Source organism: Janthinobacterium sp. JF4 (assembly GCF_059617925.1).
Genome location: NZ_JCAQAV010000014.1, coordinates 71,316 through 96,388 on the forward strand (window position 1 = coordinate 71,316; position 25,073 = coordinate 96,388).

The 25,073-nt window shown below is 63.8% G+C and carries 23 protein-coding genes; 11 read left to right on the forward strand and 12 right to left on the reverse strand.

Features of this window, described 5'->3' with window-relative positions; genetic code table 11:
• Positions 1-78 precede the first annotated feature (78 nt).
• Both AC54AF_RS13320 and AC54AF_RS13325 read left to right on the forward strand, forming a co-directional pair.
• Positions 79-2,763, forward strand: a complete 2,685-nt coding sequence (locus AC54AF_RS13320; RefSeq protein WP_496636913.1) for a TonB-dependent receptor — start codon at positions 79-81, stop codon at positions 2,761-2,763.
• Positions 2,764-2,950: 187 nt separating this feature from the next.
• Positions 2,951-4,072 carry an acyltransferase family protein gene (locus AC54AF_RS13325; RefSeq protein ID WP_496636914.1) on the forward strand — a complete coding sequence of 374 codons (1,122 nt, stop codon included), beginning with the start codon at positions 2,951-2,953 and terminating at the stop codon, positions 4,070-4,072.
• 2 nt (positions 4,073-4,074) lie between these two features.
• Here AC54AF_RS13325 and AC54AF_RS13330 read toward each other — a convergent pair whose 3' ends face one another.
• From AC54AF_RS13330 to AC54AF_RS13380, 11 genes are all read right to left on the reverse strand, one after another.
• Positions 4,075-5,277 (reverse strand): hypothetical protein, encoded by a 1,203-nt coding sequence (locus AC54AF_RS13330; RefSeq protein ID WP_496636915.1) that lies wholly within the window; start codon positions 5,275-5,277, stop codon positions 4,075-4,077.
• Positions 5,278-5,358: 81 nt separating this feature from the next.
• Complete coding sequence (locus AC54AF_RS13335; RefSeq protein ID WP_496636916.1) at positions 5,359-6,666, reverse strand: tetratricopeptide repeat protein; 1,308 nt, start codon at positions 6,664-6,666, stop codon at positions 5,359-5,361.
• Positions 6,667-6,825: 159 nt separating this feature from the next.
• A complete protein-coding gene (locus tag AC54AF_RS13340; protein ID WP_496636917.1) occupies positions 6,826-7,971 on the reverse strand; it encodes an ABC transporter ATP-binding protein in 1,146 nt (381 codons plus the stop codon).
• Positions 7,972-7,985: 14 nt separating this feature from the next.
• Positions 7,986-9,314: an MFS transporter gene (locus AC54AF_RS13345; protein ID WP_496636940.1), complete on the reverse strand. Its 1,329-nt coding sequence runs from the start codon at positions 9,312-9,314 to the stop codon at positions 7,986-7,988.
• Positions 9,315-9,340: 26 nt separating this feature from the next.
• Positions 9,341-10,177: a carbohydrate ABC transporter permease gene (locus tag AC54AF_RS13350; protein ID WP_496636918.1), complete on the reverse strand. Its 837-nt coding sequence runs from the start codon at positions 10,175-10,177 to the stop codon at positions 9,341-9,343.
• Between the two features lie 2 nt (positions 10,178-10,179).
• Positions 10,180-11,052: a carbohydrate ABC transporter permease gene (locus tag AC54AF_RS13355; RefSeq protein WP_496636919.1), complete on the reverse strand. Its 873-nt coding sequence runs from the start codon at positions 11,050-11,052 to the stop codon at positions 10,180-10,182.
• Positions 11,053-11,056: 4 nt separating this feature from the next.
• On the reverse strand, positions 11,057-12,316 hold the full coding sequence (locus tag AC54AF_RS13360; protein WP_496636920.1) for an ABC transporter substrate-binding protein: 1,260 nt from the start codon (positions 12,314-12,316) through the stop codon (positions 11,057-11,059).
• A 130-nt stretch (positions 12,317-12,446) separates the two neighbouring features.
• Positions 12,447-13,460, reverse strand: coding sequence for an SIS domain-containing protein (locus AC54AF_RS13365; protein WP_496636921.1), 1,014 nt, complete (start codon positions 13,458-13,460; stop codon positions 12,447-12,449).
• Entirely contained in the window at positions 13,450-14,562 is a 1,113-nt protein-coding gene (gene nagA / locus AC54AF_RS13370) for an N-acetylglucosamine-6-phosphate deacetylase (protein ID WP_496636922.1), read from the reverse strand. The genes AC54AF_RS13365 and nagA overlap by 11 nt, the downstream gene beginning before the upstream one ends.
• On the reverse strand, positions 14,559-15,293 hold the full coding sequence (locus AC54AF_RS13375) for a UTRA domain-containing protein (RefSeq protein ID WP_131688364.1): 735 nt from the start codon (positions 15,291-15,293) through the stop codon (positions 14,559-14,561). The genes nagA and AC54AF_RS13375 overlap by 4 nt, the downstream gene beginning before the upstream one ends.
• Before the next feature lie 2 nt (positions 15,294-15,295).
• Positions 15,296-16,168 carry a glucosamine kinase nucleotide-binding domain-containing protein gene (locus tag AC54AF_RS13380; RefSeq protein ID WP_496636923.1) on the reverse strand — a complete coding sequence of 291 codons (873 nt, stop codon included), beginning with the start codon at positions 16,166-16,168 and terminating at the stop codon, positions 15,296-15,298.
• Between the two features lie 348 nt (positions 16,169-16,516).
• Between AC54AF_RS13380 and AC54AF_RS13385 the strand changes: the two genes are divergently transcribed.
• Entirely contained in the window at positions 16,517-16,804 is a 288-nt protein-coding gene (locus AC54AF_RS13385) for a hypothetical protein (protein ID WP_131688362.1), read from the forward strand.
• A 51-nt stretch (positions 16,805-16,855) separates the two neighbouring features.
• Here AC54AF_RS13385 and AC54AF_RS13390 read toward each other — a convergent pair whose 3' ends face one another.
• Positions 16,856-17,128, reverse strand: coding sequence for a hypothetical protein (locus tag AC54AF_RS13390; protein ID WP_496636924.1), 273 nt, complete (start codon positions 17,126-17,128; stop codon positions 16,856-16,858).
• Between the two features lie 415 nt (positions 17,129-17,543).
• Here AC54AF_RS13390 and AC54AF_RS13395 point away from each other — a divergent pair, with 415 nt between their 5' ends.
• The 8 genes from AC54AF_RS13395 (at position 17,544) to bufB (ending at position 25,070) form a co-directional block, all read left to right on the forward strand.
• Positions 17,544-18,068, forward strand: coding sequence for a hypothetical protein (locus tag AC54AF_RS13395; protein WP_496636925.1), 525 nt, complete (start codon positions 17,544-17,546; stop codon positions 18,066-18,068).
• 51 nt (positions 18,069-18,119) lie between these two features.
• Positions 18,120-19,760 carry an ExeA family protein gene (locus AC54AF_RS13400; protein WP_496636926.1) on the forward strand — a complete coding sequence of 547 codons (1,641 nt, stop codon included), beginning with the start codon at positions 18,120-18,122 and terminating at the stop codon, positions 19,758-19,760.
• Between the two features lies 1 nt (position 19,761).
• On the forward strand, positions 19,762-20,442 hold the full coding sequence (locus AC54AF_RS13405; RefSeq protein WP_496636927.1) for a general secretion pathway protein GspB: 681 nt from the start codon (positions 19,762-19,764) through the stop codon (positions 20,440-20,442).
• A gap of 130 nt (positions 20,443-20,572) precedes the next feature.
• Entirely contained in the window at positions 20,573-22,036 is a 1,464-nt protein-coding gene (locus tag AC54AF_RS13410; RefSeq protein ID WP_496636928.1) for an alkaline phosphatase family protein, read from the forward strand.
• 65 nt (positions 22,037-22,101) lie between these two features.
• Positions 22,102-22,626 (forward strand): molybdopterin-guanine dinucleotide biosynthesis protein B, encoded by a 525-nt coding sequence (mobB, locus tag AC54AF_RS13415; RefSeq protein WP_131690121.1) that lies wholly within the window; start codon positions 22,102-22,104, stop codon positions 22,624-22,626.
• 57 nt (positions 22,627-22,683) lie between these two features.
• Positions 22,684-22,884: a YjfB family protein gene (locus AC54AF_RS13420; protein ID WP_131690122.1), complete on the forward strand. Its 201-nt coding sequence runs from the start codon at positions 22,684-22,686 to the stop codon at positions 22,882-22,884.
• Positions 22,885-23,128: 244 nt separating this feature from the next.
• A complete protein-coding gene (locus AC54AF_RS13425; protein WP_496636929.1) occupies positions 23,129-23,431 on the forward strand; it encodes a BufA1 family periplasmic bufferin-type metallophore in 303 nt (100 codons plus the stop codon).
• 16 nt (positions 23,432-23,447) lie between these two features.
• Positions 23,448-25,070: an MNIO family bufferin maturase gene (gene bufB, locus AC54AF_RS13430; RefSeq protein ID WP_496636930.1), complete on the forward strand. Its 1,623-nt coding sequence runs from the start codon at positions 23,448-23,450 to the stop codon at positions 25,068-25,070.
• The last annotated feature ends 3 nt before the right edge of the window (positions 25,071-25,073 follow it).

Here is a 25,073-nt window from a genome sequence, read left to right on the forward strand (position 1 = left end):
AGAGTGGGCGGCTGGAAAGAAGACCTACGTTAAAAATGAAAAGGTTCCAATCCTGGAGCCTAAATCAAGGGGGAGTACATGAAACGCAATTTGACACCTGCAGCTGCCGTCGTGAAATCCGGTTCGCGGAGCCGTACGCCGATCGCTGCGGCCGTTGCCGTGATGGTCGCCGGTCTGTCTTTTTCGGCGCAGGCGCAGGAAGCACCCGCCGACGACGTGGCTACCGTGGTGACGGTGACCGGCGTGCGTGCCTCGCTGGAAAAATCGCTGAAGCAAAAACGTAATGCGGATTCCGTGGTGGAAGTGGTCACCGCCGAAGATATTGGCAAGATGCCAGACCGTAACGTGGCGGACGCGATCCAGCGCCTGCCAGGTGTGAATACCCAATCGTCTGCCGGTGGCGAAGGCGGCTTCGGCGAAAACGACCGCGTCAGCCTGCGCGGCACCAGCCCAAGTTTCCAGCAAACCTTGTTCAATGGCCACGCCATCAGCACGGGTGACTGGTTCGTGCTGAATCAGTTCGGCGGCAACGTCGGCCGCAGTAGCAGCTTCTCCCTGCTGCCATCGGAACTGGTGAGCTCCGTTGTCGTGCACAAGAGCGCCACGGCGGACCTGCCTGAAGGCGGCGTTTCGGGCGTGATCGACGTGATTACCCGCCGTCCGCTTGAATTCAAGAACCGGATCACGGCCGAAGGTTCTATCCAGGCTTTCCACAACGACCTGGCTGGCAAGACCGATCCGCAGTTCTCCGGCCTGGTGAACTGGAAGAATGACACGAATACTCTGGGCATCATGGTGCAGGGCTTTTCGCAAAAATCCACTGTGCGCCGCGATGGCCAGGAGATCCTCGGCTACACGCCCATCGCTGCTGGCAGCAACGCGGCCAAGGCCCATCCTGAACTGGCCGGCGTGAAAGTACCGACCTTTATCGGCGCGAGCCTGTTCGAGCAAAAGAAAACCCGCGAAGGCGGCGCATTTGACATCGAATTCAAGCCCAGCAAGGATCTGACCCTGGACGTGAACGGCTTCTACTCGCAACTGAAGGCGCCGCATCAGAACACCAACTGGCTGGCCGCTCCTGCCAACTCGATTAACAGCACGGACGACAAGGGCGTGTCGACCGGCCAGGTGCCGACCAACTACACGGTCAAGAATGGCACGCTGACAGGCGCCACTTTCGCCAGGAACTCGGGCGAAGTGGACAATATCTACCGTCCTGACGCCGGCGGTGAATCGTACTACCTCGATTTCAACTTCAAATACCGTGCCACCAAGGACCTGACCCTGACCGGCAAGTTGGGCAAGACCCACGGCGTAGGCTATGACCGCGATGATGTGTACTACCAGAACAACGTCGATGGCGGCATGGTGTATCAATTGAATGGCATGAGCCCGGCAAGCGTTTCCTATCCGGGTGGCACCACCACCAAGCCAGGCTCGACGGCATGGGCTGGCGGCGGCGAATCGCGTTCCGTCGACCAGGAAAAATATGCCCAGATTGATGCGGAGCTGCGTCTGTCTTCCGGTATCTGGGATTCGGTCAAGTTCGGTGGTCGTTTGACCGATCATAAGCGTGATGCAGAGCATCCGTTTGAAACCCGTCCGGGCGACCTGGGCTTCTCCAATCCGGGGCCCGTGTGGAATGGCACGATGTATCCGAGCGACTTCGCCAACAACCTGGGCGGCAACCTGTCGAGCAATTACTTCAAATACGATGGTTCTGCACTGGGCGCGTGGGGTGCTGCACCTGGCAACCGTCTGTTCGATTACGTGCGTCGCCATAACTGGACCGACGAATTCAAGCTGAAGGAAAAAACTTCGGCTATCTATGCCATGGCCAACCTGACGGGCGACAACTGGAGCGGTAACTTCGGCCTGCGCGCTGTCCACACCAAGCAGTCGACCCTGGTGAACCAGGCCGGTGGCCCGATCACCGGTTCCGACTGGGGTGCGTACTCGCAGCATCTGTATGAGCGTAGCTACAACGACTATCTGCCTAGCGCGAACATCAAGTTCGATGTGCGCAGCGACCTGGTTGTCCGCGCTGCCTTGGCCCGCACTATTGCTCGTCCCGACTACAGCGCGCTGGGTGGTTCGGTATCGCTGAACGACGACGCTTTGAGCGGCAGCGGCGGCAACGTTAACCTGAACCCGGTCAAGTCGGACAATGCCGAAGTCAGCGCCGAATGGTATTTCGCACCGAAGTCGGCCTTCTCGGTGGGTCTGTTCTACATGGACCTGAAATCGGTGGTGTCGAACGGTACCGTCAATGCTACGTACTTCAACAGCAAGCGCAATGCCAATGCCGTGTACCAGATCACGTCGCCATTCAATACCAGCGGCAAGAACAAGGGCGCGGAATTCAGCTACCAGCAACCGCTGTTCAGCGACTTCGGCATCCTGGCCAACTACACCTATGCTGATGGCAAGCTGGACAATGGTGATGAGCTGGTCAATGCCTCACGCAGCACGTACAACCTGACGGCCTTCTACGAAGCCAATGCTCTCAGCGCGCGCCTGGCCTACAACTACCGTTCGTCCTACAAGGCGGGAGTGGATCGTGGCGCCAGCCAGCACGTCGCTGGTGCAGGCGGCTTGGCCGGTTCGATCAACTACAAGATCAACGAACATTTCACGATCACGTTCGATGCGCTTAACTTGACGAACACGACCATCAAGATGTACGCGGAAAACAAGGATCAGCCACGCGCGTTCTATAGCAACGGCCGTACCTTCTACCTGGGCCTGCGCGCCAAGCTGTAAGCAAGACGATCAGGCCTGGCGCACATGCACCGGGCCTGGCTTTCCTCGGTCTTTTCAAGGCAAGTCCCTGCATCAGGGCCTTGCCTTTTTTGCTGAGTGGGTGAGCTGTTTCCGTCATTGCTCCCCAACAGCAATACCGCCCTTCTGCCAGTAGCGGGCAGGTTTTATCTTTTTACATGGCATTATTATGACTATTGCACCTCAGCGCTACCTCGCCCTCGACGTCCTGCGCGGCCTGACCGTGGCCCTGATGATCGTCGTCAATACGCCCGGCGACTGGGGCAGCGTGTATGCGCCGTTCCTGCATGCCGACTGGCACGGTTTTACCGTGACGGACCTGGTCTTCCCCAGCTTTTTGTTTGTCGTCGGCAATGCGCTGGCTTTTGCGCTGGGGAAATATGAACACCTGGGCCATGGCGCCGTGCTGGTCAAGCTGTGCAAGCGCAGCGCGCTGATCTTCTTATTGGGATTCCTGCTGTACTGGTTCCCTTTCTTCAAGCTCGACGATGCGGGCCAGTTCGCCTGGTCACCGCTGTCGCATACGCGCATTCCCGGCGTGCTGCAGCGCATCGCCGTGTGCTACCTGGCCGCCGCCCTGATCCTGCACTACTGGAAGACACGGGGCGCGCTGGTCTTTTGCGCCTGCACCTTGCTCGGCTACTGGGCCATCCTGGCATGCTTTGGCGACTACAGCTTGCATGGCAACGCGCCAGCCAGGCTGGACCTGATCCTGCTGGGCGACAGCCATTTGTACCACGGCGAAGGCATCGCCTTCGATCCGGAAGGCATCCTCGGCACCTTGCCGGCTATCGTCAATGTGATCGCCGGCTATCTGGCGGGCAGTTTCCTGCGCCAGGCGGGACCGGCGCAATTGCGTTCAAGCCTGTATCAGCTGGCCGTGGCCGGCGCCCTCTGCGTGGCCGTGGCCCTGTGCTGGAATGAAGTGTTTCCGATCAATAAGAAGCTGTGGACCAGCTCTTACGTGATGCTGGGTATCGGCCTGGACTTGCTGCTGCTGGCATTGCTGATGTTCATCATTGACGTGCGTCAAATGACGGGCTGGACCTACTTCTTTGAAGTGTTCGGCAAGAACACCCTGTTCATCTACCTGGTATCGGAAGTGCTGGTGATCATCGCCTTTACCGTGCGCATCGGCGGCGGCAATCTGTACCAGTGGCTGTACCAGCAGTGGTTTACGGGCTGGGCGCCGGCGCGCGTGGGGTCCCTGCTGTTTGCCGTCAGCTTCATGCTGCTGTGCTGGCTGATCGCCTACGGCATGGACAAGCGCAAGATCTATATCAAGGTCTAGCGCTAGAACTTCAGCTTCAGGCCGTAACGCGTGGCCAGGGCGGTGAAGAGCAGCATCAGGGCGGTGACGGCGGCGGCATTCCACAGGCCGGCCGTGCCGCCCGTCTCCAGCCAGGGCCACCAGAAGCGCGGCAGGTGCAGCACGGTTGCCAGTTGCTGCCACAGGTCGGGCACGATGTAGGCGAACAGGGCATTGGTACCGGCAGGCAACAGCACCACTGTCCAGGCGCGCCAGCGCCACACGTCGATGACGACATAGAATACGAGGAACATGGCCAGGATAAGGGCGCTGCACACGAGCGTATAGGATTCCGTTGCCGCGATCTTGTTGATGTGGTGATACGGCCGCAGCAGCAGCCCGGCCGCCAGCAGGCCGAGCGCGAACCACGCCATGAAACGTATTCTCTGGGCATGGTTCAGGGCGGCGCCGCGCAGAAATAGCTGGCCTACCAGGGTGCCGGCCAGCACATTGGCCGCCGTCGAACCGAGCACTTGCGGCACGTTGACGAACCCGTTGATACCCGCTGGCAGGAAATCCAGGCTGCCTGCCGTGCCGCCCATGTACAGCGCGATCAGCAGGGAAAACACGCCCATCAGCGCCGTGCCGCTGCCCTGGCACGCCAGGTACAGCAGGCTGCACAGCAGGTAAGACCAGCCGATCATGCCGAGGATGCCCCACCACGACGGTTGCAGCCAGGTGCTGGAAAATTCCGCATTCAGTTCGCCGCGGAACGTCGCCAGCAGGAACAGCATCAAGGCGCTGCCTGCGGCCAGTTCAAGCTTGCCTGCGCCCTGGCGCCACAGCAGGATCATGGCCATATAAAACAGAAGCAAGTACACGGCCTGTGGCAGCAGCGCTGTCTGCGCATCGTAGCGGTAGGCATTCACCAGCACCACGCCGGCCAGCATCAGGCTGGCGGAGCGCCACAGCAGGCGGCCCAGCAAGGCTGGCGTGACGCGGCCGCAATGGCGATGCAAAGCCAGCGGAATGGCCATGCCGACCATGAACAGAAAGCCGGGAAAGACCAGGTCGGGCACGGTGATGCCGTCGGCGCGCGGCCCCGCATGTTCGAGCCACCAGGCAATACCTGGCATGCCTGCCAGGTAGTTGACCCAGATCATGGTGACGATGACGCAGCCGCGAAAGGCGTCCAGGCTGGTCAATCGTTCGGCGGCAGTGGCAGGGGCGACAGTGGCTGGCGGCATGGAAGGATGAGGAAGGTCGAAAAAAAAAGCAGCCCCGGCCTGAGCCGGGAACTGCCTTGCGCCTGCTTGAGGAAGCAGGAATTACTGTGCCGCTGCTGCCGGCGGCGCCGCTGCCGTGGCAGGACGGTTCAGCCACAGGATCCAGTAGCGGGCCAGGTCGCCCACGCCGTCGCCACCCTTGACCGTTTCCAGGACCTTGATGGCGTCGTCTTTCTTGCCCGCCATGGCGTAGGAATAGCCGAGGCGCAGCTTGGCGTCTTCAGCACGCTTCAGGCCGCCCTTGGCGATACCTTTCTGTATCAGGTCGATACCTTTATCGAACTGGTCCATCGTCACGAAGGCGTAGCCCAGGTTGATCAAGCCCGTGCCATCCTTGCTCTTCATGGCCGATGCTTCGCCGCTGGCGATATTTTTTGCATCGTCGGCGGCAGCCTTGCTGGCCTGGTCGCGCAGTTTCTTGTGCTTGGCAGCATTCGCGCCCGTGCCCAGCACGCCTTTGGCAAAGCCGGCGTCGAGGACTTTTTTCGCTTCCGTCGGGAAGGCGTTTTGCAATGCGATTTCAGCCATGTCGCTGTAATCTTGCGGCGACATGGTGCCGACGGCCTGGAATTGCAGGCGCAGCACGTCCAGCGCGAAGCGGTCGGAATAGCCGGCCTTGCCTTGCAAACGGCCCAGCAGATCGCTCCAGTAGTCGTCCGACGGGTAGTAGCGCACCAGGTTTTCCATGGCGATCAGGTAGGTGGCCGGATCCTTGCTTTTCGAGCCCGTGTTGGCCAGCAATTGCAGTTCTTCGATGCTCGGCGTCTTGCCCGCTTGCTGTTTGGCCATCACGTCGGCCATCAGTTCCTGCTTGGCGCGCGCGAAATCGTTGCTGAAGTAATAGGCGCGGATGATGTAGGGACGCACGGTGGCCACGTCGCCCGTTGCCGTCTGGTAGCGGGTGAACCATTTGATGGCGTTCGGGTAATCCTTGGCGTTGTAGTGATAGTTTGCCAGCGCCTGGATGAAGTCTCCTTCCGATTTTTTGTCCAGCTTGCCCGATTCGATCACCGCTTCCAGCGCCGTCATGGCCATCGGTGCATTGTTGGTGGTCGAGGCCAGGGCCACGCGCAGGCGGTTCAGCACGAACAATTCGTAGGGCGTCAGGGCCGGAATGGCGGCAGCCTGGTCGATGCGGCTTTGCACGTCGGCGTAGTTCTTGGCATCCATCGATGCCTTCACGGCGGTTGGATCGAGCAGCTTGAACACTTCAGGGCGCACCGAGTCGGCCGGAGCGGCAGCGGCAGCGGCGGCTGGCTTGGCATCCTGCGCGTGCGACAGGGATGGCAGGACATTCAGGCCGATGGCGGCCAGGAGCAGGCTAAGACGGGCAAGACGGAATTGGGACATGGGTTATCCTTCAATCAATAACAAAAATACGCACCGGCACTGGCAGCCGCAACATCGGGTAGTAGCATAGCCAGCGGGGCAAGGAAGCTCGAAAAAACACACTCTGCCGGTCTGCCTGCATGAGTCAAACAGAAGCGGCATGATACAGAGCGGCTATTGTCACATAAACTGCTGGGCTGGTGCGGCAAACGTGCGCGCCAGGGCTTGCCCTTTGCCATCGAACAGCAGGCAGCGCTGCGCTGGCAGGTGCAGGCGCATGGCGTCGCCCGCCTGGCGCAAGCCATCCTCGGCCGGCAGCTTGACGGCCAGCATCTCGGCCAGCATCCCGTCTACACCTGGCATGCTGGCGTAAACGATGGCCACGTCGCCCAGGTATTCGACATGGCTGACGGCCGCGTCGATCACGTTGTCGCCGCCCGTCTCGCTGTCCTGCAGGCTGACATGCTCGGCCCGCACGCCCAGGGTCAGCTGGTCGCCTGGCGCCACGCTTCCGCCTTGCGCTTCGACGTCGATCACAATGCCGCCGGGCAGGCGCACGCTGACGTTGCCGGGGCCTGTCGCCACAGCCTCGCAAGCGATGAAGTTCATCTTCGGCGCGCCGAGGAAGCCGGCCACGAACAGGTTGCCGGGATGGTTGTACAGCTCATGCGGACTGCCCACCTGCTCGATGCGCCCGCCGTTGAACACGACGATGCGCTCGCCCAGGGTCATCGCTTCGACCTGGTCGTGCGTAACGTAGATCATGGTGGTCTTCAATTCCTGGTGCAGGCGCGAGATTTCCACGCGCATCTGCACGCGCAAGGAGGCATCGAGGTTCGACAGCGGTTCGTCGAACAGGAACACCTGCGGCTTGCGCACGATGGCGCGGCCGATGGCCACGCGCTGGCGCTGGCCGCCCGACAGGTCCTTCGGCTTGCGTTGCAACAGTGGCGTGATCTGCAGGATATCGGCCGCGCGCTCGACGGCGGCGCGCACCTCGGCCTTCTTATGCCCGGCCAGGGAAAGGGCGAAGGCCATGTTCTCGAACACCGTCATGTGCGGGTACAGGGCGTAGCTCTGGAAGACCATGGCCAGGCCCCGCTCGGCCGGCGCGATATCGTTGGCCAGCTTGCCGCCGATATGCAGCTCGCCGTCCGTGATGTCTTCCAGCCCGGCGATCATGCGCAGCAGGGTCGATTTGCCGCAGCCGGACGGTCCCACGAAGACGACGAATTCGCCGTCGCCGATATCGAGGTCGATGCCGTGGATGACCGGGTGCTTGTCGTCATACCGCTTGACGATACTCTTTAATGCGATGTGTGCCATGGGCTGTGCGATTCCTAGCTTGCGCTGGCCGGCGCGGACGTGGCGCCGGCGTCAGATGGGTCGGAGGTATCCTTCGGGCCGATGCGCATGAAGCGCGACAGGATCAATACGGGCACGGCCGACACCAGCACCCACAGGAAAAAGGTCTTGTAGCCGAGCGCCGTCTGGATGTCGCCGCTGATCATCTTGAACAGCACGAAACCCAGCTGCATCACGCCGGTGGCGAACGCATAGTGGGCCGTCTGGTATTTGCCGACGGAGACCACCTGCATCATGAACAGGATCAGGCCGACGAAGCCGAAGCCATAGCCGAACATTTCCACGCTGAGCGCGGCCGTGATCAGGGTCAGGTCGGTCGGCATGCTGTGGCTCAGGTAGTAGAACACCAGGTTCGGCAGGTTCATGGCCAGGATCAGGAACAGCATGGCGCGCTTGAGGCCCAGCCAGGATGTGAAATAGCCGCCGCCGATGCTGCCCAGCAAAAAGGCCACGGTGCCGGCCGTGCCGTACACGGCGCCCACTTCCGTCGTCGACAGGCCCAGGCCGCCCAGCTCGCGCGCTTCGCGCAGGAACAGCGGTCCGATGGTCTGCACTTGCGCCTCGCCGGCGCGGAACAGGATGATGAAGGCGATCATGCCCCAGATGCCGGGCTTTTTCAGGAAGTCCGCCAGCACGTCCCACAGGGTGCGGCTGATGCCAGCCACGCTCTTGTCGGCCACGGTGGCATTGCGCACCTGCGGCAGCGCCCACAGGTGGTACGCGGCCAGCGACAGCATCATGGCGCCGATGATCAGGAAGATCACCGACCATGCGGGCTTGATGCCGATTTTTTTCTCCAGGTAGCCGGCCAGGATCACCAGGCCGCCCAGCGAGATGAATTTGCCCGCGTTGAAGAAGGCGCCTTGCCAGCCGGCGTAGGCGGCCTGCTGCTTGTCGGACAGGCTGGCGATATACAGGCCGTCGCAGACGATGTCGTGCGTGGACGACGCCAGCGCTGCGACGAACAGCACGGCGATGCAGGCGGCGAACCACAGCGGCGTTTGCAGGGCCAGCGCGATCAGGCCCAGGCTCAGGCCGCCAAGGAACTGGAACAGCACCACCATCGTCTTCTTGCTCGAGGCCAGCTCCAGGAAGGGGCTCCACAGCGACTTGAAGACCCAGGCAAAGCCGATCAGGCCCGTCCAGCGGGCGATCTGGTCGTTCGGTACGCCCATGCTCTTGAACATCAGGCCGGCCACCAGGGCCACGGCGTAAAACGGCAAGCCCTGGGCGAAGTACAAGGTCGGCACCCAGGAAATCGGGCTGCGGACTTTCTTGCTGATGCTGATGCGCTGGTCGTGCATGGAGGCTTCCTTATCGAGAGACGTTTTCATTTGACTGCGCCGTCCATGCCGCGCATGAAGAAGCGTTGGGTAAACAAGAAGGCGAGCAGGGTCGGCACGATGGTGATCAGGGTACCGGCCGCAATCACGCGCGTGCTGCTGCCGAAGGTGCCGCGCAAGTACAGCACGCCCACCGACAGGGGAAATTCATCGGGTTTGCTCATGACGATGGAGGGCCAGATGTATTCATTCCACGATTCGACGGCCGTCAGGATGCCGACGGTGGCCAGCCATGGCGTGATCAAAGGCAGCATGATGCGGCTGAAGATGACCCACTCGGAGGCGCCATCGACACGCGCCGCGTCGATCAGGTCTTGCGGCACTTCCTCGAACGCCTGCTTGAGCAGCAAGATGGCCACGGCCGTCACCACGTTGGGCAGGATCACGCCCGTGTAGGTGTCGACCAGGCTCATTTGCGTGATGGTGATGAAGTTGACGAGGAAGTTCACCTCGGACGGCAGCACCAGGGTGGCCAGGATCAGGCCGAACACGAGTTTGCGGCCGCGGAATTTCAGGCGCGCCAGCGGATACGCGGCCAGTGAGCACAGCAGCAGTTTCCAGAAGACGGTGAACACGGCGATCAGCACCGAGTTCTTGAAGAACGACCAGATCGGAATCGCGTTGAACACTTCGATGAAGTTCTCAAAAGACGGCGCCTTCGGCCAGAAGGTGGGCGGGAAGGCGAAGATATTGCCCTCCGTGGAAATGGCCGTCACCAGGGTCCACCAGAACGGGAAGACGCAGACGACGGCGATCGCGCACAGCACGGCATAGTGGCCCAGTATGTGCAGGCGCGTTTTCAGGGGACGGGAGCGGATTGTCATGGTCAGCGATGCTTCGGTTTGAGGTAGCGCAGGCACAGCAGGGCGATGGCTATGCAGAACAGCGAGACGACGAAGCTGGCCGCCAGCGCGCGCGGCAGTTTCAAGTGCTTGAGGCCCTGGTCGTAGGCGTAGTACAGCGCCGTGAAGGTGGAATTCATCGGGCCGCCCTGCGTCAGCACGTCCACTTCCTGGTAAGCCTTCAGGGCCGCCAGCACGGACAGGATGGAGCACAGCATGATGGTGGGGCGCAGCATCGGCACGGTGATCTTCCAGAAGCGCTGCCAGCGGTTGGCGCCATCGAGCATGGCCGCTTCCTGCATGTCGGACGGGATAGCTTGCAGGGCCGCCAGGTACATCACCATGTACCAGCCCAGGCCGCGCCACAGGGTGACGAACATCACGGCGAACAGGGCCAGGCTGTCGTCCGACAGCCAGCCCACGGGCGCGTTCACGAGTTTCAGGGTCAGCATCACGTAATTGAGCGCGCCCTGTTCATGGAACATGAAGCCCCACATGATGCCGACCACGGACACGGTGGTCACCACCGGCACGTAGAAGGCTGCGCGGAACAGGCGGATGCCGGGCAGGCGGTTGTTCACCAGTACGGCCAGCACGATGGCGCCCACCTGCACGAAGGGCACCATCAGCAGGAACATCAGCGAATTCTTCAAACCCGAGACGAACATCTCGTTGTTGAAGATGTAGCGGAAGTTATCGAGGCCGACGAAGCGCGTCTCGCGTATCAGGCTGTAGTCGGTGAAGGCCAGCACGGAGCCGTAGCCGACGGGCCAGAAGGAAAAGGCGGCCAGCAGCAGCAGGGCCGGGGCGAGGAACAGCCAGGCTTGCACGGTATGGCGGTGGGCGAGTTTCATCATGTCCTCAGTGGCGCGGGAGGGTGGCCAGCTTGCGGTTCCAGATGGCGACAGCCTGGTCCAGCGCCTGTTTCACATCCTGCTTGCCCGTCACGCCCGCCTCGACGGCCTTCACCAGCGAGCGGCGCAATTCATCGTAATCGTCGATGCCGGCCACGTACAGGGTGCGCGAGTGATGCATCGACAGGGCGCCGGCGGCCACCGCCTTTTCGGCCGCGCCCGCGTTTTTCGGCGTGGCGAGGAAGAACGGATCGGCCGCCGCTTTCACAGTGGTGGGGAAGACGCTGGCCTGTTTGGCGAACGCCAGCTGGTTTTCGTCGTTTGTCAGGAAGCGCGCGAACTTGCCCACCGATGGCAGCTGGCGCGCCGGCACGCCTTTCGGAATGGCGAAGTGCACCAGCCAGCCGCCGTCGGCGATGCCGGTGGGGCCCAGCGGCGCGGGCGCCACGTCGGTGATGGCGTAGATATCCTTCGCGTCGCCGCGGATGCGCTGCATGGCCGTCGGCGGCGCCAGCAGCATGCCCAGGCGGCCGCCCTTGTAGGCGTCGATCACGGCGGGAAAATTGTCTTCCGCGAACAGGCTTTCCTTCAGCAGGCCACCGACCTTGTAGGTGTCGGCCAGCTTCTGCACCAGCGCCACGTGCTGCGGCGAATTGAAGACGGCGCGGTTGTCGGTAATCACGGCCAGGCCCTGCTGCATGAACAGGCCGTCGATTTTCGACAGGGCGGGGGCGATGCCGGCCTTGCCCGTGCGTTGCGCGATCTGGCGCGCGTACGCCAGCTGTTCATCGAGGCTGGCGGGGCCGCGCGACAGGCCCGCCTGTTTGAGGATGGCGGTATTGAAGGCGATCACCGCGACATTGCTGTACATGGGAAAACCATAGGTGCGGCCCTTGAAGCGCAGGTCGTCCAGGGCGCTGGGAATGTAGCTGGCGCGCGCCTGCGCGATCAAGCCATCGACGGGCGTGAGCAAGCCGTCGCGCGCGAATTCGTCGGCCCAGGGCACGTTCAGGCTGACCAGCGCGGGCGGCGTGCCGGCCACGATGCGCGTGACCAGCTTGGTCTGGATGACGTCCCACGGGAAATCGATCCATTCGATCCTGACACCGGGATTCTGCGCCTCATAGCGCGCCACCACCGCATTGAAATACGGCGTGAACTTGGGCTTCATGCTGAAGGTCCAGAATTCGATTTTCTCGGCAGCCCATGCCTGTGGCGCGAGCAGGCCCGCGCAGGCAACAACCGCCAACAGTCTCTTGATCGTCATTTTTATCCTGGAGCGCGAGGCTCCAATGTCCATGAGTCCGCGGCGCGGGTACATGCCCTTGCCGTCGCTTATATGCGTGCTGCTGACGGCAGCCGCGCCCCGTGCCGGGGGCGCAGCTGCCGAAGAGTGCCTAGTTTGTTTTTGTTACCTTGCTCAGGTGACGCGGCGCATCCGGGTCCATGCCGCGCGCGGCCGACAGTTTTGCCGCCATCACGTAGAAGGACTGGATGGCGACGATCGGATCGAGGTCCGGCGTGGACGCCACGGGCAGGGTCAGGTCGCGCTCGGCCACGTCGGCGGGGGCTGCCAGCAAGACCTTGGCGCCGCGGCCGCGCATTTCCGTGGCCAGTTGCAGCAGGCCGGCCTGGGTCGGGCCGCGCGTGGCGAAAATGAGCAACGGGTAGCCGTCTTCGATCAGGGCCATCGGGCCGTGCTTGATCTCGGCGCCGCTGAAGGCTTCCGCCTGCAGGGCCGAGGTTTCCTTGAATTTCAGCGCCGCTTCCAGCGCCACGGGGAAGCTGATGCCGCGTCCCACGACCATGATGTTGCGGGCCGGGGCCAGCACGTCGATGGCCGGCGACCAGTCGACGCGGGTCGCTTCGAGCAGCGCTTCGGGCAGCGCTTCCAGGCCCGCCTGCAGCTCGGGATCGTTCTGCCACTGGGCCACCATGCGCGCGCCGGCGACCAGGCTGGTAATGAAGCTTTTCGTGGCGGCGACGCTTTGTTCCTTGCCGGCGCGCAGGGGCATGGCCCACTCGGCGGCGTGCGCCAGCGGCGAATCGATGTCGTTGACGAGGGCCACGGTGGTGGCGCCGCCGTCGCGGAAGTAGCGGATCGGTTCGACCACGTCAGGGCTCTGGCCCGATTGCGAGATCGAGATGGCAAGGGTGTCGCGCGTCACCAGCGGCGACTTGTTCAGGGTCACCAGCGACATCGGCAGCGAGGCGACGACACGGCCCAGGCGCGCCATGATCAGGTAGGCGACGTAGTTGCAGGCGTGGTCCGAGCTGCCGCGCGCGATGGTCAGCGCGGTCGAGAACGAGGTGCTCCTCAATTTGCGGCCCAGTTCCGCGTAGCGTTCCGTGTCGCTGGCCAGTTGCAGGGCGACGCATTCGGCGGCGGAAATGGCTTCTTTAAGCATCATTGAGGTCACAGATTTCTCCTTCTATATACACAGCTTTGAGTTTGAGATCGCGATCGAGTACCACCAGATCGGCGTAAGTACCGGGGGCCAGCCGGCCGCGTTCTTCCAGGCCCAGGTAATCGGCGGCATTGGTCGACACGCGCCTGGACGCGTCGGCCAGGTCCAGTCCCAGTCCCACCAGGTTGCGCAGCGCCTGGTCCAGGGTCAGGGTGCTGCCTGCCAGGGTGCCGTCTGGCAGGCGCACGCCGCCCATGCATTTCTGCACGGCGTGGCGGCCCAGCATGTATTCGCCGTCCGGCATGCCGGTGGCGGCGGTGGAATCGGTGACGCAGTACAGGCGCGGGATGGCGCGCAGGGCCACCTTGATGGCGCCCGGATGCACGTGCAGCAGGTCGGGTATCAGTTCGGCGTATTCGGCGTGCGCCAGGGCGGCGCCGACCATGCCCGGCTCGCGGTGATGCAGGCCGCTCATGGCGTTGAACAGGTGGGTAAAACCCATGGCGCCGTGTTCCAGTGCGGCCACGCCGTCTTCATAGGAACCGAGGGTATGGCCGATCTGCACGCGCACGCCGGCGTCGGCCAGGGCGCGCACCAGGTCCAGGTGGCCGGCGATTTCCGGCGCCACGGTGATGACGCGCAGCCTGGCCAGGGTTTGCAGGCGCTCGATTTCGGCCAGGGTGGCGGCGCGCGCGTAGTTCGGCTGCGCCCCGAGCTTGCCGGAATTGATGTACGGGCCTTCCAGGTGGGCGCCCAGCACGCGCGCCGTGTTCGGGCGGCGGTTGTTGGCGGCGATGCCGATGGCCGTCAAGGCCATGTCGATATCTTCCGGCGGCGCCGTCATGGTGGTGGCCAGCAGGCTGGTGGTGCCGTGGCGCGCGTGGATGGCCGCGATGGTGTAGACGGCGTCGCCGCCTTCCATGATGTCCTTGCCGGCGCCGCCGTGCACATGCAGGTCGATAAAGCCCGGCAAGATATAGTCGTCGCTGTTGCTCGACGGGTGGAGGGACTCGCCCGTGATGCTGTCGACTTTTTCGCCGAAGGCGATGGCGCCGTGGATCCAGCCGCCGGGGGTAAGGATATTGCCTTTGATAGTGCTGCTCATCTGCGCGACTCCGCTACGAATTCATAATAATCACTGCGGCAATACGAGTGGGTCAGTTCCACCGCTGCGCCGTTGTCGAGATAACTGACACGGGTGATGTGCAGCATGGCTTCACCCGTCTTGATATTGGCCAGCTTGGCCTGTTCCGCCGTGGCGTTGACGGCGCGGATATGCTGCAGCGCGCGCATCGGGATGGTGCCGCGCGACTCCAGGTAGCCGTACAGCGAATCGGTCACCTGCTGCGGGTCCGGCATGTACAGGGCGGGGATGGTGGTCGTTTCGATCGCCATCACCACTTCGTCGGCCGTGCGCAGGCGGCGCAAACGCGCCACCGGCATGTGCGGCGACAGGCCCAGCGACAGCAGTTCCAGCGGCGCGGCCGAGCCGATATCGCGCTGCAGCCAGCGCGAGCCGGCCGTGAAGCCCCGCTGGCGCAATTCTTCCGAAAAGCTTGTCAGGCGCGACAGCGGCTGCTCCAGCTTGGGCGTGATATAGGTGCCCGAGCCGCGCTTGCGCGTCAGCATGCCCCGGTCGCACAGCATGTCGATGGCCTTGCGCGCCGTCACGCGCGAAATCTCGAGGATGTCCGACAGCACGCGCTCGGAGGGCAAGGCCTGGTTGGCGCGCCAGTCGCCGCTGGCGATACCGTCCGACAGCGTGTTCGCCAGCTGCATGTAGAGCGGCGTGTCGCTGGCCGGATTGGGTTTGAAGGCGGACAGTTTGGCCAGCATGGTCATTGCTCCTGCAAGTGCTTGCGTATCAGGCGCAGGCCGCCTGCGGCCGAGTCGCCCTGTGCCGGCACGACCCGTTGCAACAGTGCCGCCGGCAGGTAGCTCGACAAGGGCGCCGCCAGGCCGCCGCACAGGGCCACTGGCAGGGTGCCGGCCGGGTCGAGCGCCTTGGCGATGAGGGCGATCTGCTGGCCCGCATCCATCAGGATGGTGCGCGCCACCGCATTGCTGGCCGCGTGTTCGAGCACCAGCCGCGCCAGTTGCGCGAAATTGGTCTGGCTGGCGGCGGCCAGCCACACTTGCATGGCGTCGCGCTGGCCGCCGCAGGCGTCGACGATGGCCGTGGCGAAGGCGCTGCCGGGCACGCGTCCGTCGACCACCTGCTGCGCATGGTTGATGGCGCGCATGCCGATCCAGGCGCCGCCCGCCTCGTCGCCCGAGGGGAAGCCCCAGCCGCCCACTTCATGGCGGCTGCCGTCCGCGTTCAGCACTTCGCCCACGCTGCCCGTGCCGATGGCAACGATGGCGCCCGGCTGGCCCGCATGCGCGCCCAGCAGGGTGGTCAGGGCATCGGATTCGAGTGCCACCAAGGCATAGCCGGGATTGTGTTCGACGAAGCTGGCGGCCCACTGCTTGTTGTGCACGCCGGCCAGGCCCAGGCCGATGGCCATGCGCTGCAGCGGCGGCTGTTCCAGGCCGGCGGCGCGGAAGGCCAGGGTGACGGCGTGCGCCACGGACGTCCAGGCACGCTCGATGCCCAGTCCCAGGCCGGAAGGACCGCTTTGTCCCTGTGCCAGTTCCAAGCCATCGAGGCGCGCCAGGCGTACGCGGGTACCGCTTCCCCCGCCGTCGACGCCGATTATGTATTCGATCATGTTGTGCAGTCCCGCGTTTGGTTGAGTGCGCCTGTCTCGGTTCTTTTATTTGTCGGGCGGCGAAAAAGCTGAAGGCACTATATTGTCGCCCGGATGGCTTGTCAACAGGTATTTAAGTGGTATTAATAAATGCGATGCGCGATGCCGCGGCTTGCCCGAGGGTGAGCTTGCAAGTGCTTGTTAATAAAGGAATTTATGTGTCGCGTGAATGGTATTGAAATTGGCCTTGTTTAATGCCAATTTTTTCGGACTGGTCTATGCCTGGTGTTGCGTTATTGCTTGTAAGCATGCTTGGCAAGGGACGCCATGAAGAGTAAAGTCCGCCTTTTACACCTGAGTTGGAAGAGCATGATGAACGACAAGGCAGCAAAGAGCGAGTACTGGGACGACTGGCAGCAGGAGGCGCTGGCCGCTGGCGTGTCGGCGCCGCTGGCCGCGCTGGGCATGGAAATGATGCGCACGCACCGCAAGAACCGCTGGCCGAAGGATTTCCTGGGCCGCGAAAGCGATGGCCCGGTCATGATCGAAATGTGCCTGGAAGACGAGGCCGAAACGGAATTGTTCTTTATCGAGAACCTGTATCCCTACGATGCGGAGCTGATCGAAAAGACGCGCCGCCGCCTGTGCCTGCACTGATAGTGCGCTGACGTGTGACTGGAACGGCCGCCTTGTGCGGCCGTTTTCATGTCAGGTACTGAACTTTTCGCTGCTGGCGCGCACGCGCATGCGCAGGCTCAGCAGCACGATGGCGACCAGCAGCAGCGATTGCGTGCTCGGTTCATCCGGACCGGGCGCGCGCTGGGTGGCGTCCGGTGACTGGAAGCTGGCCAGTCGCATGGCCAGGGTGGGGGGCACCGCCTGGTAGGTGGCCGCGTGCATCGGTGGCGTTCCCGCCGCATGCGTGTTGCCAGCGGCCCAGAGCGACAGGGCCGCGCCCAGCAAGATCATCTTTCTCATCATATTGTCTATTTCCGCCGAGGGCTGTACGTCGATGACACATGGCCCTGCCGTATGCCGGCCCATGTCCTGTCCCCAGTGTGTATGCTTGCTTCAGTGCTGGTCATGCCGCACTGAAATGATATCTTTTTATAAATTGCGTGTATTTAAACATAATAAAATGAAAATGCAAACGTCTTTTTGCAAATAAGTGCATGCACTGCCTGTGCTAGCCGGGCGGGATCTATTGCATGGGGGAAATGACGTGGCATTTTCATGGGGGAGTGTCATAATGGCCCAGGCATTTCCGCCCAGGTATGGAGTAGATGATGAGCAAGGCACAGGACAGCAAGAAGGAAGCCAAGAAGGAACCGGCCAAGAGCATGAAGGAAAAGAAGGAAGCCAAGAAGGTCAAGAAAGAAGAGCGCAAGCGCTGATCATGCACTTGCGCCGTGCATTGACGCGCCCGTGGCGTGCGCCGGCCCTGCTGGCGGCGTTCGCCCTGCTCGCCTGTGGCGTGCCCGTGTCCGGCGTGCTGGCGCAGCAAAAGCCGCCGCCTTCCACGTTCGGGCAAGTGGTGGGCAATGCCGTGCTGTGCATCGACCAGATCGACAACAAGGCCTTCTATGCCTATTTGCTGACGGCCTTCGGCCCGGCCTACAAGCATGAAGGGGGCGCCTACTGGTTCCGCACGGATGCCACCTTGTGGGGCGCGCCGATTACCGACGTGATCGTCAGCGACGACACCAGCCCCCTCGTCTTCATGGGCGTGGTGGCGGATGCGACGCCGGAAAAGCTGGAGCCGGCCATCCGTAGCGCCTCGGGCCTGCGTTTCAATAAACTCGACAGTTCCGCCTTTCCTGTCCGTGGTTCCGAGCCTGGCAGTAAAATCGTCTACTTCCGCAGCAAGGCGAAAGTGTATTGCGCCAAATACAAGCCGTTGCCGCCCGCCCGCACCCGCTGAGGGGTTCGGCTTGCCGTAGCGCATTTTGATTGTTTCATCCGCAGGGTCTCCATGTACACGCATTATTTTCAGCTCAAGCAATCGCCGTTCTCGATCGCCCCCGATCCGCGCTACCTGTTCATGAGCGAACGCCACCGCGAAGCGCTGGCGCACCTGCTGTATGGCGTGGGCAGTGGCGGCGGCTTCGTGCTGCTGACGGGAGAAATCGGCGCCGGCAAGACCACCGTGTGCCGCTGCTTCATGGAGCAGATTCCGGAAAATTGCCAGCTCGCCTATATCTTCAATCCGAAACTGTCTGTCGAGGAATTGCTGCTGTCGATCTGCGAGGAATTCCGCATCGCCGTGGCGCCCGGCGTGGCCAGCGTGAAAGGCTATGTCGACGCCATCAATGCGCACCTGCTGGCCAGCCATGCGCAAGGCAAGAACAATGTGCTGATCATCGACGAAGCGCAAAACCTGTCCGCCGCCGTGCTGGAGCAGCTGCGTTTGCTGACCAACCTGGAAACGAGCGAGCGCAAGCTGCTGCAGATCATCCTGATCGGCCAGCCGGAATTGCGCGCCATGCTGGCCCGGCCGGAACTCGAGCAGCTGGCGCAGCGCGTGATTGCCCGCTATCACCTGGGGTCGCTGACGGCGGACGAGACGGCCAGCTATATCCGGCACCGCCTGGCCGTGGCGGGAAGTACGGCGCAGACGCCGTTCGGGCCCCGTCTGATGGCGCAAATTTACGCCATGAGCCACGGCGTGCCGCGCCGCATCAACCTGCTGTGCGACCGCGCGCTGCTGGGCGCCTACGTGGAAAACCAGCCGCAGGTGACGCGCCAGATACTGCGCCGCGCCGCCGAGGAAGTGTTTGCCGAAGAGGGCAAGCCGGCTGCCGGACGGGGCCTGCGCTGGCCGCACGTGGCCGGCGGCGTGCTGGCCGGCGCCGTGGTCACGGCCGCGCTGGCCTGGCATTTCATGCCGCGCTCGTCCGCCGTGCCCGCCGCACCTGCCGTGGCCGCCTCTGTGCCGGCCGTATCCGCCGTGGTGGCGGTGGCCGCATCCGGGCCCGCGCCCGCGCCGGCCAGCGTGCCGGACCGCAATGCCGAGCTGCGCCAGCTGGCCGCCCTGTGGGGCGAGCAGTTGCCGGCCGGCGACGCTTGCCAGGCGGGCGCCCGCACTGGCTTGCGCTGCCTGCACAGCCGGGGCGGCATCGCCGAGCTGCGTGTGCTGGACCGTCCCGCCTTGCTGGTCTTGCGCGATGCGGGTGGTGCGGAACAGCTGGCGTTGCTGACGGGCTTGCAGGGCGAGAGCGCCATCCTGATGCTCGACGGTAAGCAACAAAGCCTGCCGCTGGCCCAGCTGGCGCAGCGCAGCGATGGCAGTTTCACCACCTTCTGGCGCGCCCCGCGCAGCTGGCGCGACGAAGTGCCGCTGGGGGCGCGCGGCGCCGACGTGGACTGGCTGGCGCAGCGCCTGGCGCAACAGCGGGGCTTGCCGGCGCCGGCCGCCAATCTGCCGCTCGACGCCGAGATGCAAGGCCAGCTGCGCGCGTTTCAGCAAAGCCAGAACTTGCGGGCCGATGGCCTGGCGGGCCCGAAAACATTCATACGCCTGATGCAGCTGGGTGACAACGCGGAACCGCGCCTGAGCAGCGCAGCTCCTGTCGTGGCAGCACCCGCTGCGACGGCGATGGTGGCGGGGAAATAAGATGTCCTACATACTTGAAGCACTGAAAAAATCGCAAGCCGAGCGCCAACTGGGCGAGTTGCCGTCGATTCACGCACCGCAAGTGCAGCTGCACGATGCGTCCGCGTCCGGCGTGGCACGGCGCGCTCCCGTCTGGCTGGCGCTGGGCGGCGTGACGGTGGCCGTGGCTGCCGCGCTGCTGCTGTGGCAGCCCTGGCAGGCCGCAGCCACGGCGCCTGCAGTGACGCCTGCCGTGCTGGCCCAGGCCGTGCCAGCGCCTGAACCGGTAGTCGTCCCGCCCGCAGTTCCTATGCCGTCGCCTGTGGCCGTGCCCGTGCCGCCGGCGGCCACCGCAGTGCCCGTGCGGCATGCCAGACCCGTGCCGGAACCGAAGCAGGAGTCGCCAGGCCCGGCCGCGCCGCCCGTCCACGTCCCGGCGCCGGCCGCGCCCACGTCGGCGCCTGCAGCCGAAGAGATGGTGCCCGGCATGCGCGACTTGCCCGAGCCGATACAGCGGCAAATTCCCCCTATCGCCATCGGCGGCTATCTCTATTCGAAGAATCCGGCCGACCGCCTGTTGCTGATCGATAAGGTCTTGCGCCACGAAGGCGAGGAACTGGCGCCGGGACTGGTGCTGGAAAAGTTGCAGCCGAAGGCGGCCATCTTCAGTTTCAAGGGTTACCGCTACCGCGTGCCGTATTGAGTTGTTGCGCATCAAGGCCGGGCCGCCATAGCTGAACCAACCTGGCCTGGCCTGGTCGAACCAGGGTCGCTGCGTCCGTGTGCGCGGCCGGGGAGGTCCGATGATTGCTGCTGCAACCGCTGGCGAGGGTATGCCTGATGCGCATGACTTGGGAAACCTGGCGCGTATCGACCATATCGTCGTGCTGATGATGGAAAACCGCTCGTTTGACCACATGCTCGGTTACCTGAGCCTGGAAGGCGGGCGCGCCGACATCGACGGTTTGCAGGCCGCCCATGCCAACGTGCATGCGGGCGTGAGCTACCCCGTGCACCATTTGCGGCGCACGGCCTTCGGCCCGCGGCAAGACCCGTCGCATACGGGCCTGTCGGTGGCGCAGCAATTGCAAAACAATAACGGCGGCTTTGTCGACGACTATGCGCAAACGCATCCGGACGACCCCGACATCGACCTGGTGATGGGTTACTATAATGGGGCCGACTTGCCCATGTACGATTTCCTGGCGCAGCAGTTCTGCGTCTGCGACCGCTGCTACAGTTCCGTGCCGGGCGCCACCTGGCCCAACCGCCTGTATGCGGTCAGCGGCAGGGCGGCCGGCAGCCGCGACAGCAAGCGCGTGCCCCTGTATGCGAACAAATCGTTCGTGCGCCACCTTGAGCGGGCTCAGGTCAGCTGGAAATTTTACTCCGCCTGGAAGCCCTGGAGCCTGGCGCTGACGGACGATCACTACCGCTCGTCCGAGTGGTATGAACCGTTGGGATCGAGCGCCCGCCGCTATGGCTTCATCGGCGATGCGCTGGCGGGCAGCTTGCCCTCGGTCAGCTGGATCGACCCGCATTTCTTCGAGAATGACGACCATCCGCCAGCCGATATCCGCGCCGGCCAGGCGCTCGTGGCGCAGGTCTACCAGGCCCTGTCGCGCGGTCCCGCCTGGGCGCGCACCTTGCTGATCCTCAGTTACGACGAACACGGCGGCTTTTTCGACCATGTGCCGCCGCCCGCCGCCATCGACGACGATCCCGCGTTTCGCCGGTACGGCGTGCGCGTGCCCATGCTGCTGGTGTCGCCGCTGATCGCGCCAGGCAGCGTCAGCCACCAGGTGGTCGATCACACGTCGATCATCAAGACCATCTTGCAGCGCTTTTGCCGCGCCGCCGACGGCGTCTTGCCCCAGATGGGCGCGCGCGTGGGGGCCGCCAGCGGCCTGGGCGCCGTGCTGACCCTGGCGCAAGCGCGCGCAGCGCCCGCCGTGCCCTTTGCCGTGCTGGCGCAGCGCGCCGCATGGGAAGCGGATGTGCGGGCACAGGATTTCGGCCCGCTGGCGCCCGCCTGCCCGCCCGATGGCGAGCTGGCCGCTGCTGCTGCCGTGCCCTTCCAGTCCGACGCCGAGGCGGGCGCGATCGCCGCCCACCGGCAATTGGCGCGCACGGCCAGGAATGCGCAGGCGGCTAATGTCAAGACGGCGGTCAAGACGGCGCTCAAGACGGCGGGCACGACAGCGCCGAAGGCAGTGGGCCGGCGCCGACGCCGGCGGCAGGGCGGCAAGCCGGTGCCGGCCGGTACCGGGAATGGCGGAAAGCCTGGCATCGCTTGATCCGGGCAATGCGCTGGCGCCGTGGGCGCTGCGTATAATCACTGCTTCTCAATCAAGGAGTGACCATGCACGATGCGATGCCCGCACACCCGGTACTCGGTGTGATCGGCCGTTCCGGTAGCGGCAAGACGACCCTGCTGGAATTTGTGGTGAAGGAATTGGCGGCGCGCGGCCTGCGCGTCAACCTGGTCAAGCACAGCCACCATGACCTGGCGCTGGAACCGCCGCAAAAGGACAGCGCCCGCCTGCGTCTGGCCGGTGCGGCGGAAGTGCTGGTGGCGTCGCCATACCGCTTTGCCATCGTGCATGAGTTGCGCGGCGCGCCGGAACCGAGCCTGGCGCAGCAATTGGCCCGCATGGGGCCGGCGGACCTGACCCTGGTCGAAGGTTTCAAGACGGACCCGATTCCCAAGCTGGAAGTGTTCCGCCCGGAAGTGGGGCAGGCGCCCCTGTATCCGCATGACCCGCATGTGATCGCCGTCGCCTCGGACAGCCCGGCGCCGGCCGGCTTGCGCGAGGGTGTGCAATGGCTGGACTTGAATGCGCGCGAGCAGGTGCTGGCCTGGTTGCTGCACAGACTGGAAAAATAAGCTAAAGGTTTGCCGCCGCCATCCGTTAATACTGGTAGAACCTCATTGGAGAAATGTATGGACGTCGGAAGCATTGCTCAACTGTCAACCACGATGGCGGAGACAGGCACGCGGCAAGCCGTCGGTTTGGCTGTCCTGAAAAAAGCCCAGGATATTCAAAGCTCGACTGCCACCGCCTTGCTGGCAGCCCTGCCGCCGGTACAGTCGGCGCCGAGCCTGCCTGCTCACCTCGGTAACCGCATCAACACGACCGCCTGAGCGCAGTCCCGCAGCGCCAACCTGGCGCTCGCGATATTTACGCCCACACCACCGTCATCGACGGTGGCGAGTGGGCGTTTTTGTCTGGTGCCTTCCGCCTTCCTTCCCGCCTCTGTCAAGTTGATTAATTGGCCATGGTTCGCCATGGCACGGCCGATTCAGTAGAATGATGCCCATCACCACGCGTTGCCCATGGCGTAGCCCGGGGCGTGCCATTACTTTGACCCATGCAAGAGGAATCCCCATGAACAAACGTCAAGCTCTCATCGCCGCCGCCCTCGCCGGCATCTGCGCCGGCGCCACCGTCAACGCGGCCGCGCACGATGGCCCCGCCCCTGGCGACAAGGAAAAATGCTACGGCGTCGCCAAGGCAGGGCAGAACGATTGCGCTTCGTCCGATGGGGCGCATTCCTGCGCGGGCCAGGCGGAGGCGGACAATCTGCCCACGGAATGGACTTATGTGGCCAAGGGCACGTGCGAACAGGCGGGCGGTTCCGTCAAGCCCATCAAGGCAGGCAAGGCTGCCAAACCGGCCACGCAGCCGTAAGCGTCACCGTCTGACCATGCCGCCGCCCATCGAGGTGCTTGCCGGCGTCGGCCTGCGTGCCGCGCACTACCGTGATTTCCTGGCGCGCCGGCCCAAGGTGGGCTGGCTGGAAGTGCACACTGAAAATTATCTGCAGCCGTCGGGCTGGGATAGCCATGTACTGCAGACCCTGCGCCAGGATTACCCCATCAGCCTGCATGGCGTGGGACTGGGCCTGGGTTCCGCGCGCGGCTTTTCCGAGGCGCACCTGCAGCGCGTGCGCGCCGTGGTCGAGCGCATCGAGCCGGCCCTCGTGTCGGAGCACCTGTGCTGGGGCGCCGTGGCGCAGCAGCAACTCAATGATCTGTTGCCGCTGGCCTTGAATGGCGCCGCCCTCGACTTGCTGTGCGCCAGAGTAGGGCGCGTGCAGGATGTGCTGAAAAGGCCGATCTTGCTGGAGAATGTCTCCACTTACCTGCGTTTTGCCGACGATGCCATGAGCGAGGCGCAATTCCTGGCGGAACTGGCGCGCCGTAGCGGTTGTGGGCTGCTGCTCGATATCAATAACCTGTATGTGAACCAGTGCAACCACGGCGAAGACGCGCTGGCAGCCATGCAGTCCATCGCGCCGGGCAGCGTGGGCGAACTGCACCTGGGCGGCCACCTGCTGACGCCGCACGCCGTGATCGACCACCATGGCGCCGCCGTGGCCGATCCCGTCTGGGACTTGTATGCGGCCGCCTTGCTGCGCTTTGGCGCCGTGCCTACCCTGGTCGAATGGGACACGGATGTCCCGCCGCTCGATATCCTGCTGGGTGAAGCGGACAAGGCGCAGGCCATGCTGGCGCGCCATGCTTCGCAAGTGCCATGGCAGGGGGCGCTGCTGCCGTACCCGCCACCGCCCGCGTCGCTTGACGCGCTGGCGGCCGGCCAGCAAGCGTTTGCCACGGCTTTGCTGGATACTGTGGCACCTTTACCGTCGTTCGCCGGAACGGTGGTGCCGCAGCGTTTTTCACTGTACCGTGGCAGCTTGAGCGCCACCTGGCGCCGCACCCTGGGCCAGGTCTATCCCGTCGTGCTGGTGTTGGTGGGCGAGCAATTCTTTGGCGGCCTGGCGCGTGCGTATGGCCGGCAGATGCCATCCGATAGCGCTGATTTGAACCAGTTTGGCGCCTGTTTCGCCGATTTTCTGGCTGCGTTCCCGCCCGTGGCCGAGTTGCCCTATCTGCCGGACATGGCGCGCCTGGAGTGGGCCTTGCACCTGGCCCACTACGCGGCCGATGCGCAGGGCCTGGCGCCGGAGTCGCTGGCCGCCTTGCATCCCGATCAACTGGAAGCGCGGCGTTTTGTCTTGCATCCCGCTTGCGTCTTGCTGGCGTCGCGCTGGCAAGTGGCGGCCCTGTGGCAGGCACATCAGGAAGGCGAAGGGCAGGGGATGTTTCCGCAGGAGTTGCAGGTGGCCAGCTACGCGCTGGTATGCCGGACGCGCTGGAAGGCGCAGGTGCTGGTACTGGATGCGGCTGCGCATGCAGCATTGCTGGCCTTGCAGCAGGGTCAGACGTTTGGCGCCGCGCTCGATGCGGCGTTCGGGCTGGACCCGGCATTTGACCTGGCGGCACACTTGCGCCAGTGGCTGGCGCATGCTCTCTTGACGGCGTGATTG